Genomic DNA, 12,498 nt, shown 5'->3' with positions numbered 1-12,498 from the left:
CGGCGGCTACCACCTCACACTCACCACCGACGAAGGCCGCATCACCGCCCTTGCCCTGGCGGGCGCCGCCGAAGACGGCTCCGACGTCACCATCAGGACGTACAACTACACCGACGGAGCCCTGACCACAGTCATCAACGCAGCCGGTCACCCGCTCAACTTCACGTACGACAAGCGCCTGCGCATCGCCTCATGGACCGACAGCAACCATCGAAGCTACGCGTACGACTACGACGACCGGGACCGGTGCATCGCCGAGGGCGGCGAGGCCGGTCACCTCACCATCACCCTCGACTACGACGGCACCGACCCCGCCTGGCCCGGCTGCCGCATCACCACACTCACCACAACCGAAGGCAGCGTTTCGCGATTCGTCATTAACGCGGAGTGCCAGGTCGTGGCCGAGATCGACCCCTTGGGCGGCGTCGTCCACACCACGTACGACGCCCACCACCACTTGGTGTCGCAGACCAACGAACTCGGTCACACCACGCGGTTCGCAAGCAACGCGAACGGCCAACTCATCGAGATCACCCGCCCGGACGACCGCAGGATCCAGGTCGAGTACAACGAGCTCGGTCTTCCGGTTCAGGTAGTGAACCCCGACGGTACGGCCCGGCACCAGACGTACGATGAGCGCGGCAACCGCACAGCGGTCATGGATCCGGCGGGTCTCAGCACTCACTTCGCATACGACGACACAGGTGGCCTCGCCTCGGTCGCCGATCCGTTGGGCAACGTCACTACGGTCACCTGTGACGCGCTCGGACTCCCCCTCTCGGTCTCCGACCCGCTCCACGCCGTCACCTCCTGTGAGCGAGATGCCTTCGGCAGGCCTATAACCATCACAGACGCCTTGGGTGCCACCACCCATCTGGCGTGGACAGCCGAAGGACACCTCTCGCGTCGCGTCGACCCGAACGGCACGGTGGAGTCCTGGACGTACGACGGCGAAGGCAACCGCACCGCCTACACCGACAAGACGGGTGCCGTCTCCCGGTACGAATACACCCACTTCGATCTGCTGTGCGCGCGCACCGGCCCGGACGGCGCACGCCACGAGTTCACGCACGACGCGGAACTGCGCCTCATCCAGGTGACCAACCCACAGGGATTGAGCTGGAGTTACACATACGATTCCGCAGGCCGCCTGATCTCCGAAACGGACTTCGACGACCGCACCCTTGTGTACAACCACGACGAAGCGGGACGCCTTCGCTCTCGCACGAATGCTCTCGAACAGACAGTCCGTTACGAGCGCAATGTTCTCGGCCAGGTCACCCGCAAGGACGCGGATGGCCATGTCACGGCCTTCAGCTACGACGTGGCTGACCGGCTTGCCAGGGCTGCGAGCCCCGACACCACCGTGACACTCCTCCACGACGACCTGGGCCGTCTGAAATCCGAGACAGTGGGTGCGCGCACCCTCACCTACATGTACGACGACCTCGGCCGCCGCGCCGGACGCACAACGCCTTCAGGGGCTGTCAGCACCTGGGGCCACGACGCGGCAGGGCGCCGCACCAGTCTGACCACCTCGGGCCGCGCCGTTGAGTTCGGCTACGACCCGGTGGGCCGTGAACTCGCCCGTCACACCGGTGAGTTCGTCTCTCTCCTTCACACCTTCGATGCCGTGGGCCACCTCACAGCCCAGTCAGTGACCGCCGCGGACGGTCATTCGGTGCAGCAGCGGGAATACACCTACCGCGCGGACGGCCATCTCATCGGCATCGACGACCAGCTGGCCGGCGCCCGCCGCTTCGACCTCGATTCGACGGGCCGGGTCACCACGGTCCACGCGGCGAATTGGACCGAGACGTACGCCTATGACGAGGCGGGCAACCAGATCGATGCCACATGGCCCGCCACCCACCCCAGCCACGAGGCAACGGGACCCCGCACCTACACCGGCACACAGATCACCCGCGCCGGCAAGGTGCGCTACGAACACGACGCACTGGGGCGCATCACGCTGCGCCAGAAACCACGCCTGTCCCGCAGGCCGGACACCTGGCGCTACACCTGGGACGCCGAAGACCGTCTGGCGTCCGCCGTCACCCCTGACGGAACGCTGTGGCGCTACACCTATGACCCGATGGGCCGCCGCGCGGCCAAGCTCCGCATGGCCGGCGACAGTGAAACGGTCATCGAGCGCACCGACTTCACCTGGGACGGCACGACACTCTGTGAACAGACCACCACCAGCCGGGAGTTGCCGAACCCAGTCACTCTCACCTGGGACCATCAGGGTCTCCACCCGATTGCTCAGACGGAACGCATCACCGGGCTGGAGGCCCCGCAAGAGGAGATCGACTCCCGCTTCTTCGCCATCGTCACCGATCTCGTCGGTACACCGACCGAACTCGTCGACGAGACGGGTGAGATCGCGTGGCGGGCGCAGAGCACACTGTGGGGCCGCACCGCTTGGGCCGCCAACTGCACGACATACACACCGCTCCGCTTTCCCGGTCAGTACTTCGACTCCGAAACCGAGCTTCACTACAACTACTTCCGGCACTACGACCCTGAAACGGCCCGGTACCTGTCCCCCGACCCACTCGGTCTCGAGCCGGCGCCGAACCCCATCGCCTACGTCAGCACCCCGCACACCCGCTCCGACAGTCTAGGATTGGCTCCTGACTACCATGAGTTCTATTCCGTGCAGGATTCCGAGAATGCCGCCCGCCTGCGCGGTGACGGAACCCCGTGGCCCACTGCGGAGAACCGCGGCCACTACGGGGAAGGAGTCTATTCATGGGAATCACGTGCAGATGCCGACCGCTACGCCGAACGACTTCGTTCCCGTGGAGCAGACGTAGAAGTTATGCCGTTCAGGGTCAGCGCGAGCGACTTCTCCAACATGAAGAAGATAGACCTTCATGAAATTGGCGAGGACGCCGCGACGGAATTTGCGAACAAACACAGCAGACTGTGGGGAGACGGAGCTCCCCACGACTATGACTACGTGCGGGCGCCCACCGGAATGGGGCAGGCGGAGAACATCTTCAGCAAATCAGTCTTCCACCTACTGAAATTCTAGGGTACGAGAGAAAATGACGAGCACATTCAGATACCGTCTCAGCAGCCCCTTCGGCGGCCTTGCCGCAGACGTGACAGCTGAATACTGCGCTCCCGACGTTAGTGAAGAATTCCGTTTGCAGGTCTACCGCAACGTATGGCTGACACTTCCCGAGGGGATCAACTGGCGTGACGCGGCTTGGCTTTCCTTCGGACTTGCAGCCCATTCTTCCGAACTGGCCGCCATGCATCCCTCCGGCTTGATCGTCAAGGTCACGTCCCTTACCTTCCCGCTCGCCCACTTCCGGTCGGAAGTAGCGGCCCTGGCGATGGATGGCTGGGCCCGAGAAGAGTTCAATCTCCCGGATCGCGGATTGAGCGCCGTTTCCCACGGATCGGAGGGGTCCTACAGATTTCACTGGGGGGAGCACTCCGACCCCTTTTCTGATGATAGCTTCAATTAAGCAATACGTGACTGCTCATGCCCTTGCGTGATCTGAGCAGTCACGTTCAGTAGACGACTCCCCGGCATTCAGAAAGGCGCCAAGCAAATGGGCGCCCTGGAACACGTGGAGGATCTACTTTCGCCGAGACCGGGAAGCCCCGCCCTTCGTCCCATTCGGCCACAACCGCGGACTCCGTTGTGCCGCGAGGTCCTCGACCCAGCCCACGGCGAGGATCGCGAGGGCTATCAGGGGCCATACGAGTACGAACATCCACAGGTTGTAGGTGGAGTCCAGGAGGGATGTCGCGCCCTCGCCCTCCATGAACGGGAGGCTGTAGGCGAGGTCGATGATCGGGACCGTGGCCATGATGAGCATGTTGTGCCACAGGTAGATCGTGACGGCTCGGTTGTTGGAGAGGGTGACGAGCTTGTCCAGCTTGGCGAGGCGGCCGGGGAGTTCCTGCCAGGACGGGGCGTACTGGAGGAGGATGACGACGAAGCCGAAGGACCAGGTCGCCTGGGCCAGCGGGATGTCGTTCAAGTCCCAGCCGTCCTGGCCCAGATGGCCCGACGCCCACCACAGGCCGAAGGCCATGAGCAGGGCGGAGCAGGAGATCGCGAGGTAGCGGGGAACCTTCGCCAGTACGCCCTCGTGGTGGGCGAAGCCCAGCACCCAGCAGCCGCCGAAGACCGCGAAGTCCGAGATGGCGTTGCCGGTTTCACCGGGGATCGACACCACGCCGGTCCCGACCACCGCCGTCAGAGCGAGGGGGGCCAGCAGCGTGGGCCAGGGTGCGCGGCGGAACGCCCACAGCAGCAGCGGCGAAGCGATCACGAACCACAGGTAGGCACGGATGTACCACAGCGGGCCGGCCGACTGGACCGCCCAAGTGTTCTCCAGCAGGCCGGACTTGGAGCCGATGCTCCAGGGGAACGGCGGGGCGCCTATCGGGATGACGTAGTTGACCATCTCGATCAGGCCCCAGGTGCCGCTGTGGTCCGGGTCCTTGGACAGGTCCCAGCCGGCCGCGAACAGCAGCGTCAACGTCACCGCGCTGAACACCCAGAGAGGCGGCAGCAGTCGGCGGACACGGCCCCGGATCACACCCCACGCCGGGCGTTTGAGCGAGCGCGCCATCAGCGAACCCGCCAGCGCGAACATCACGCCCATGGAGGGGAAGAGGATCGTCAGCCACGCCCAGCCGAAGAGGTGGTACATGACCACCCGGACCAGGGCGATCGAGCGCAGCAGATCCAGGTAGCGGTCACGCCCCGGCTTCTTCGTCCCGGAGCCCGCACTCGGAGCTTCGGCCCCACCCGGGGCTCCGGCCCCACCCGGGGCTCCGGCCCCACCCGGGGCCCCGCCCAGAGAGGGGCCCCTGTCCGCGGCCGGCGCCTGAGCCGGTACACCAACCCTCGGCGCTCCCAGCGGCGGTGTCGCACCCGCCGTGTAGTCGTGTGTCGTCATCCGACCGGCCTCCGATCGTTCGAGGTCCGGTCACGTGAGTCACGGTCCGGCTGTCGTGGGATCGCCCCCGGTGCCTCCACAACGCCCGTGCGCCGCAGCTTCTGCCAGCGCAGCCGGCCGCCGGTGAGCGCGGTGATCCAGGACTGGAGGAGAACGACGTACATCAACTGCCGGTAGAGGATCTGCTGGAGCGGCAGGGACACCAGGTGCGTCATGCGTTCCCGGTCGAGGCGGAAGGCGTACGCCGCGCACACCGCCTGGATCGCCAGGACGCCCAGCCAGGCCACGATCGTCTTCTGCGTCGGGCCGAAGACGAGCCCGTAGAGCAGGAACACGTCGATCAGCGGGGCGAGGAGCGGGGCCAGGACCATGAAGAGGGACACCAGGGGGAGGCCCACTCGGCCGAAACGGCCCGACGGCCCCCGTTCGATGACCGCTCTGCGGTGCTTCCAGATCGCCTGCATCGTGCCGTACGACCAGCGGTAGCGCTGGGACCAGAGCTGTTGGACGGACTCCGGTGCCTCGGTCCACGCACGGGCCTTCTCCGCGTAGACGACCCGCCAGCCGTCGCGGTGCATCGCCATGGTGATGTCGGTGTCCTCGGCGAGCGTGTCGTCGCTCATGCCTCCGACGCGCTCCAGGGCGGAGCGGCGGAAGGCACCGACGGCGCCGGGGATCGTCGGCATGCAGCGGAGCATGTCGTACATACGGCGGTCGAGGTTGAAGCCCATCACGTACTCGATGTGCTGCCAGGCGCCGATCAGGGAGTCGCGGTTGCCGACCTTCGCGTTGCCGGCGACGGCTCCGACGGTCGGGTCCGCGAAGGGCTGGACCAGCTCGCGTACCGTCGCCGGTTCGAAGACGGTGTCGCCGTCCATCATCACGATGATGTCGTAATGGGCGTTCGCGATACCCCTGTTGAGGGCGGCGGGCTTGCCGGCGTTGAGCTGTCGTACGACTCGTACGTTCGGCAGGCGCAGGTCCTCGACGATGCGGGCAGTGCCGTCGCTCGAGCCGTCGTCGATGACGATGATCTCGATGGGATGCTCGCTCGCCATCAGTGAATGCACCGTGTTCTCGATGCACTTGGCCTCGTTGTACGCAGGGACCAGCACCGACACCGGCTCGGTGATCGGAACCGGACCCCAGCGGAAGCCGGTGCGCCGCACCCGGCGGGCGTGCAGGACGGAGAGCAGGAGCATCAGGCCGAAGCGGCTGAAGACCAGGACGCCGATGACGGCGATGCCCACGACCAGGACGTCGGTGGTCTTCTCGGAGGCCTGCACCAGGTTGACCCAGGCCTTGCCCTTCCACAGGTCGAGCCCGGTGACCTTGGTGTGCGCGCTGGGGGCGTCGAGGGCCTCGGTGAGGTTCTCGAAGTCGTAGCCGCGGGCCTGGAGTTGGGGCAGGAACTTGTCGAGCGCCTCGACGGTCTGGTGGCGGTCGCCGCCGGAGTCGTGCATCAGGACGAGCGCGCCCTTGCCGCGCTTGGGCGTGGCGTTCTCGATGATCGTGCGGACGCCGGGCTTCTTCCAGTCCTCACTGTCGGTGTTGTTGACGACCGTGATGTAGCCGCGGCTTCCTATGTACTTCGTCACCGGCCAGGACTTGTTGTCCATGGCGTCGGAGAAGGAGGAGTACGGGGGCCGGAAGAGGGACGTACGGATGCCCGCCGCGCCCGCCAGCGCCAGCTGGTTCTGCGACAGCTCCCAGTCGATGCGCTTCTTGGACTGGTAGGAGAGGTCGGGGTGGTTGAAGGTGTGCAGGCCCACCTCGTGGCCCTCGTCCACCATGCGCTGCACCAGGTCCGGGTAGCGCGAGGCCATGGTGCCGGTGACGAAGAAGACGGCGTGCGCGTGGTGCTTCTTCAGGACGTCGAGGACCTTCGGGGTCCACTCGGGGTCCGGTCCGTCGTCGAAGGTGAGGACGAGCCGGCGGTCCGGGATTCTCAGCGTGTCCGTACGGCCGCTTCGGGTGTCGATGACCGGGCCGCCCTTGAGGATCTTGTCGGGCACCTGGTCGTAGGACACCGGGGGGCGGACCCGGTGGTCGGCGAGGATTTCGCTGTGGACGTAGCCGCGCAGCATCAGCATCGCCATCAGGGCGACGAGGACGAGACAGGGCAGCAGATAGCGCATGGGCAGGCGGCGGCGCCTGGCGCTGGGCTGGGGTCGCCTCGCTCGGGGCGCGGAGGCGTGACGGCTGGTGCGGGATGCCATCAGAGGATGTTCTCCGGGGACAGGGAGGACGAGGAGCGGATGGTGCTCGGCTCGGGCTCGATGATTGCCACCGGCTGCTGCTCGACGGCGCCGTCGGCGACCGATCCCGAGTCGCCGCCGGTGGTCGCGGTCTCCGTCGGGTCGGCCGACGTGGCGCTCTCCGTGGGAGTGGGATCCGGCGAGGTGGTCACCGGGTCGCTGGGATCGGGATCCGGGTCCGGCGTGGTGGAGGTGCCCGGGTTCGGCACGCTCGAGGCGGACGTCGAAGGCTTCGGGTTCGCGGACGTGCCCGGGTCCACGGCGCTGCCGGAGGCGTCCGGCGTGGGAATGACGCCCGGTTCCGGCGTCGTACCGTCACTCGCCGTCGCGGTCGCGCCCGGGGAGACCGAGGCCGTGCCGGTCGGGCTCGCCGTCTCGGCGGGCAGCGGTGTGGTGTCGACCTGACCGGCGGGCTGCTCCTCCTGCTGGCCGGGCATCGGGATCCATGGCGCGTTCGAGTTGCCCGACAGGAGGGTCGCGAGGATCACTACGGCGTAGACCGCGCAGGCCAGGCCGACGAGCATGCCGAGGCGGCGGTATCTGCGGCTGCGGCGGCCCGACTCGTCGACGAAGACCGGGCCGTCCGAGGCTTCCTGGGCGGCCGGGGCTCCCTTGGCCTGCTGGACCAGCCAGTCCTCGAGCTGACGTCCGGCGCCGTCGAGCTGGATCGTCACCTCGTGGGGATCATGGGTGTGCCCGGGTTCTTCGGTCTCCTCCCAGGAGGGCACCGGGCGCTCCGGGTCGAGGCCGCGCTCGGCGCCCGACCGGAACTCCGGCTCCGGGCCGCGCTCAGCGCCACCCGACCCCTGCCGTTGGGCGAGTGGCCAGGACGAGGTTCTGCCGGCGGCCTCCGGCCAGACCACCGGCGCACCGGGCTCCTGCCGCGAGGGCCTACCGGCTCTGTGCGACGGAGCCGAGGGCGAAGAAGGGGACGGAGAAGGAGACGGGTACGAACCGGCCCCACGTGGCTGCGGCTGCGGCGGAACGGGTCCGCGCGCCTGCGGCGCACCGGCCTCCCGCGACGGAGATGGCGACTCTGACTGCGGCTGCGACGGACCTACTCCACGCCCATTCGGCTGATCGACATCTTGTCCGACCAGTTGGGCGTCTTTCCGCCAGTTTTCTACGGGCACGCGCATCCCCCCACGGGACAGTTACTGGGTGCGCGCGACGCCGGGCCTTGCGCATTTGTTGTCCGGATCGGGCCCCCACCCGACCCAGCGCCCCCTATTACCACAGCTGCGCCCGGACTAAGAATGTATCGCACACCGGTGACACTCGTTGCCTGGTGTCAGCTGTGACTCATCATGATGAGTGCACCTGTGGCCGGAATCCACCCGTCCGCGGGCTGCCGTAGCCATCCTTCCTCGCCCGCAAGTTCGACGGCCGCCCGGCGAAGGGCGTCCACGCCTGGATGCACCAGTCCCTTCCGCCACACCAGCGACAGCGGGGGCGGCGGAACGGGGCCTATGAGGGGCTTAAGGGCGGTTTCGGTCATGGCTGAAAAGTCCACCACGGTAAGGACAGGTGTACGGGTCCTGGCCGGCACCCGGCGGAATCCCTCGGCTCCGACGGCCACCGGCGCGGGTGGCGCGACTCCGATGCCGCGCCCCTCGAACAGGTGGCGGGCAAGATCGGCCCACTCCAGCGTCCGCGGAGTTCCCGCACCGGCGTATACGGTCCCGCCCGCGAGAGCGGCCGGTGGCACCGCGTCCGGTGCGGCGAGGTGACGGTCCGCGAGCAGCGCGACGGCCATCGCCTCGTACCGTACGGACCGCTGCTCCAGCCGCGCCCGCGCCCCCGGGACGAGCCCCGCGAACCGCCCGAACGACGCGTCCAGCCCGCCCGCCGGCACCTCCCCGGCACGGACCGCAACCCACGGCGGAACCCTTCCCCGGCACGAACCACCACCTGGCCAACACCACCCCCTCCCCAGCACGAACCACCACCCGGCCAGCGCCACCCCCTCCCCACGGACCACTCCCTGACAGCGCCAGACCCTCCGGCGCCAACCGCTTTCTGACACCCCCGGGGCCGTACGACCCACCGAACCCCCGCCCCAATTCCCGCGCCCCCCATTGACGCACCCCCGGCCCCCACATACCTTCCCCCGTCGAAGCGCTTCGACGTCACGCATCGAATCGATTCGATGGACGCTCCGTGACGCCCCGATACCCCATCCGACTCCCTTGGAGGCACTGGATGTTGACGGCACGAAGGCGTGTGGTGGCCATGGCGGTGATCCTGAGCGGATCGCTGCTACTGAGCTCCTGCGGTGGTTCGGACAGTGGATCCTCCGACGGCAAGACCCTGAAGCTGTGGCACTACGAAGGCCCCGACAGCGCGATGGGCGCCGCCTGGGACGCGGCGATCAAGGAGTTCGAGAAGACGCACCCGGGCGTCACCGTGAAGTTCGAGTCGAAGGGCTTCGAGCAGATCCAGAAGACCGCGCAGATGGTCCTCAACTCGGGCGACGCACCTGACCTGATGGAGTACAACAAGGGCAACGCGACGGCGGGCCTGCTCTCGAAGCAGGGTCTGCTCACCGACCTCAGCGCCGAGGTCACCGAACGGGGCTGGGACAAGAAGCTCAACGCGGGCGTGCGCACCACCAGCCAGTACGACGCGAACGGCGTGATGGGTTCCGGCAAGTGGTACGGCATCCCGAACTACGCCGAGTACACGATGGTCTTCTACAACAAGGACCTCTTCAAGGAACACGGCATCGCCGAGCCCACCACCCTCGGCGAACTCACCGCCGCCATGGACAAGTTCGTGGCCGACGGCATCACCCCGCTCGCCAACGCCGGCGCCGAGTACCCGGCCCAGCAGTACCTCTACCAACTCGCCCTCTCCAAGGCCGACCGCTCCTGGGTCGACAGCTACGAGCTCTACAAGGGCAGGACCGACTTCCAGGACGCGGCCTGGACCTACGGCGCCGAGACCTTCGCCGACTGGGTCGAGAAGGGCTACATCAGCGAGAAGTCCACCGGCCTGAAGGCGGAGGACGCCGGGGTCTCCTTCATCCAGGGCAAGAGCCCGATCCTGTTCTCCGGGAGCTGGTGGTACGGCCGCTTCGCGTCGGACGCCAAGTTCGACTGGGGCACCTTCCTCTGGCCCGACTCGAACCTCACCCTCGGCTCCGGAGGCAACCTCTGGGTCGTCCCCGAGGGCGCCAGGAACAAGGAACTGGCCTACGACTTCATCGACATCACCATGTCGGAGAAGATCCAGAACCTGCTGGGCAACAAGGGCGGCGTACCGGTGGCCGCCGACCCCGCCGCCATCACCGACCCTCGGGCCAAGGCGCTCATCGCGAACTTCAACACCCTTGCCGACAGGGACGGTCTGGCCTTCTACCCCGACTGGCCGGTCCCCGGCTTCTACGACGTCCTCGTCTCCGGGACGCAGAAGCTGCTCACGGGCAGCGAGAAGCCGGACGCCTACCTCAGCGCGCTCCAGGAGGCGTACGACAAGGGTGCACCCGCCAAATGACGGTCACCGTCGAACGGGGCGGCCGGGTGTTCCACAAGCGCCACCGGCAGGACAGGCACGACCGGCGTCAACGCCGCACGGCACACCCGCGCCGCCCCCGCGACTCGTACGCCCTGTTCCTGCTGCCCGGCGCCCTCGCCTTCACCGCCGTCATCGTCCTGCCGTTCCTGATGAACACCGGTGTGAGCTTCACCGACTGGCAGGGCGTCGGAAACCCCGAGTGGTCCGGGCTCGCCAACTACCGCGAGCTGCTGGAAGATTCGGAGTTCTGGGCGTCCTTCCGGCACAGCCTCTTCATGGTCCTCGCCATGGCCGCCGTACCGACCGCCCTCGGACTCGTCCTCGCCGCCGCCCTGTTCGACTTCGTCGGCAAGCACTTCGGGACCAGGACCGCCGCCGTACTCCGCGCCTGTTTCTATCTCCCGCAGGTCCTGCCCATCGCCGTCGCCGGCATCGTGTGGAGCTGGATCCTCGCCCCCGACAACGGCTCCCTGAACGAGCTGCTGAAGGCCGTCGGCCTCGGATCATGGCAGCAGGACTGGCTCGGCGACCCCGACATCGCCCTCTACAGCGTCATGGGCGTGATGGTCTGGGTGCAGATCGGCTTCCCGCTGGTCGTCTTCATGGCGGGGCTGCAACGCGTCGACCCGCAGCTGTACGAGGCCGCCGAGCTGGACGGCGCCGGCTGGTGGCGCCGCTTCTGGCACGTCACCCTGCCCCAGATCCGCCCGGAGACCTATGTGGTCCTCCTCTGGTGCACGATCGCCGCGCTCAAGGTCTTCGGCGCCGTGTACGTCCTCACCAAGGGCGGGCCGGGCGGCGCGACGAACGTCCCCTCCTACTTCTCCTTCGCCACCTTCTTCGAGAAGACGCAGGTCGGGTACGGCGCCGCGATCTCCACGGTGCTCACCGTGATCATCCTCGCGCTGGCGCTGGTCGGCCTCAAACTCCAGACCCGCGCCGAGGACCTCGAGGAAGGGACCCGCACATGACCGCGCTCCGCCGCTCCCCCGTCCTCCTCGCCCTCGTCATCGCGGCCCTGTTCATGGTGCTGCCGTTCGCCGTCGTCGCCGTCAACGCGGTCAAGTCACCGGCGGAGTACGCGCAGAACGGCGCCCTGAGCCTCCCCGACGGCCTCTACCTCGACGGGATCAAGGACTTCTGGCAGCGCGTCGACTTCGGCCAGAAGCTCGCCAACTCGATGCTGATATCAGGGTCGGTGGCGGTCCTCGCCGTCGTGCTGTCCGTCCTCAACGCGTACGCGATCGGCATCGGGCGGGTCAGGGGCCGCACCTGGGTGCTCGCCTTCTTCGTCCTCGCGAACATGCTGCCGCAGGAGGCCCTGGTCTACCCGATCTACTACCTGAGCAAGGAAGTCGGCCTGTACGACACCAGGTTGAGCGTGATCATCGTCTTCACGGTCATCCAGGCGGCCTTCGGCACCTACCTCCTCTCTGCCGTCCTCGGCCGGTTCCCGCGCGAGATCATCGAGGCCGCCCGGATCGACGGCGCGAACAAGTGGCAGGTGCTGTGGCGGATCGTCGTACCCGTCAGCCGGCCCACCATCGGGGTGCTGCTGGTCTTCTTCTTCGTCTGGACATGGAACGAATTCCTGCTGCCGCTGGTCATGTTGGTCTCCAACGACAACCAGACGGTGTCGGTGGCCCTCGGCGTCCTCCAGGGCCAGCGCCTGATGGACGCCACGATGACGAACGCGGCCGCCCTGCTCGGCGTGCTCCCCGCCATCGTCTTCTTCCTCGTCTTCCAGCGGACGCTCACCCGCGGCATCGCCGTGGGCGCGGTCAAGTAAGGGG

9 protein-coding genes are annotated in these 12,498 nt (G+C 67.4%); 5 read left to right on the top strand and 4 right to left on the bottom strand.

Features of this window, described 5'->3' with window-relative positions; genetic code table 11:
- A partial coding sequence (locus ACIBLC_RS37605) for an RHS repeat-associated core domain-containing protein (protein WP_399215956.1) occupies window positions 1-3,040 on the top strand: 3,040 nt, incomplete at its 5' end.
- A 13-nt stretch (window positions 3,041-3,053) separates the two neighbouring features.
- Window positions 3,054-3,482: a hypothetical protein gene (locus ACIBLC_RS37600; protein WP_399215955.1), complete on the top strand. Its 429-nt coding sequence runs from the start codon at window positions 3,054-3,056 to the stop codon at window positions 3,480-3,482.
- Window positions 3,483-3,596: 114 nt separating this feature from the next.
- Here ACIBLC_RS37600 and ACIBLC_RS37595 read toward each other — a convergent pair whose 3' ends face one another.
- The 4 genes from ACIBLC_RS37595 to ACIBLC_RS37580 all read right to left on the bottom strand — a co-directional run bounded on the left by ACIBLC_RS37595 (window position 3,597) and on the right by ACIBLC_RS37580 (window position 9,044).
- The gene (locus tag ACIBLC_RS37595; protein WP_399215954.1) at window positions 3,597-4,931 is read right to left on the bottom strand and encodes an acyltransferase; all 1,335 of its coding nucleotides are present in this window, start codon (window positions 4,929-4,931) and stop codon (window positions 3,597-3,599) included.
- Window positions 4,928-7,150, bottom strand: coding sequence for a glycosyltransferase (locus ACIBLC_RS37590; protein WP_399215953.1), 2,223 nt, complete (start codon window positions 7,148-7,150; stop codon window positions 4,928-4,930). The genes ACIBLC_RS37595 and ACIBLC_RS37590 overlap by 4 nt, the downstream gene beginning before the upstream one ends.
- Entirely contained in the window at window positions 7,150-8,052 is a 903-nt protein-coding gene (locus ACIBLC_RS37585; RefSeq protein WP_399215952.1) for a hypothetical protein, read from the bottom strand. The genes ACIBLC_RS37590 and ACIBLC_RS37585 overlap by 1 nt, the downstream gene beginning before the upstream one ends.
- 428 nt (window positions 8,053-8,480) lie before the next feature.
- Window positions 8,481-9,044, bottom strand: a complete 564-nt coding sequence (locus ACIBLC_RS37580; protein ID WP_399215951.1) for a hypothetical protein — start codon at window positions 9,042-9,044, stop codon at window positions 8,481-8,483.
- 347 nt (window positions 9,045-9,391) lie between these two features.
- Here ACIBLC_RS37580 and ACIBLC_RS37575 point away from each other — a divergent pair, with 347 nt between their 5' ends.
- Genes ACIBLC_RS37575 through ACIBLC_RS37565 form a run of 3 tightly spaced genes read left to right on the top strand, consistent with a single transcriptional unit; the run spans window position 9,392 to window position 12,494 of the window.
- Complete coding sequence (locus tag ACIBLC_RS37575) at window positions 9,392-10,684, top strand: ABC transporter substrate-binding protein (protein ID WP_399215950.1); 1,293 nt, start codon at window positions 9,392-9,394, stop codon at window positions 10,682-10,684.
- Window positions 10,681-11,676: a carbohydrate ABC transporter permease gene (locus ACIBLC_RS37570; protein WP_399215949.1), complete on the top strand. Its 996-nt coding sequence runs from the start codon at window positions 10,681-10,683 to the stop codon at window positions 11,674-11,676. The genes ACIBLC_RS37575 and ACIBLC_RS37570 overlap by 4 nt, the downstream gene beginning before the upstream one ends.
- Window positions 11,673-12,494, top strand: coding sequence for a carbohydrate ABC transporter permease (locus tag ACIBLC_RS37565; protein WP_399215947.1), 822 nt, complete (start codon window positions 11,673-11,675; stop codon window positions 12,492-12,494). The genes ACIBLC_RS37570 and ACIBLC_RS37565 overlap by 4 nt, the downstream gene beginning before the upstream one ends.
- Window positions 12,495-12,498: the final 4 nt, after the last annotated feature.

It is taken from the genome of Streptomyces sp. NPDC050535, assembly GCF_044457665.1.
In the GTDB taxonomy this organism is placed as follows: Bacteria; Actinomycetota; Actinomycetes; order Streptomycetales; family Streptomycetaceae; genus Streptomyces.
Note: the sequence above shows the minus strand (reverse complement) of the source record. Positions and strands in the feature narration are given on the sequence as shown.

Coding starts and splice junctions, on each gene's coding strand:
- ACIBLC_RS37600 (WP_399215955.1), top strand. CDS start 3,054: ATGACGAGCACATTCAGATACCGTCTCAGCAGCCCCTTCGGCGGCCTT.
- ACIBLC_RS37595 (WP_399215954.1), bottom strand. CDS start 4,931: ATGACGACACACGACTACACGGCGGGTGCGACACCGCCGCTGGGAGCG.
- ACIBLC_RS37590 (WP_399215953.1), bottom strand. CDS start 7,150: ATGGCATCCCGCACCAGCCGTCACGCCTCCGCGCCCCGAGCGAGGCGA.
- ACIBLC_RS37575 (WP_399215950.1), top strand. CDS start 9,392: ATGTTGACGGCACGAAGGCGTGTGGTGGCCATGGCGGTGATCCTGAGC.
- ACIBLC_RS37570 (WP_399215949.1), top strand. CDS start 10,681: ATGACGGTCACCGTCGAACGGGGCGGCCGGGTGTTCCACAAGCGCCAC.
- ACIBLC_RS37565 (WP_399215947.1), top strand. CDS start 11,673: ATGACCGCGCTCCGCCGCTCCCCCGTCCTCCTCGCCCTCGTCATCGCG.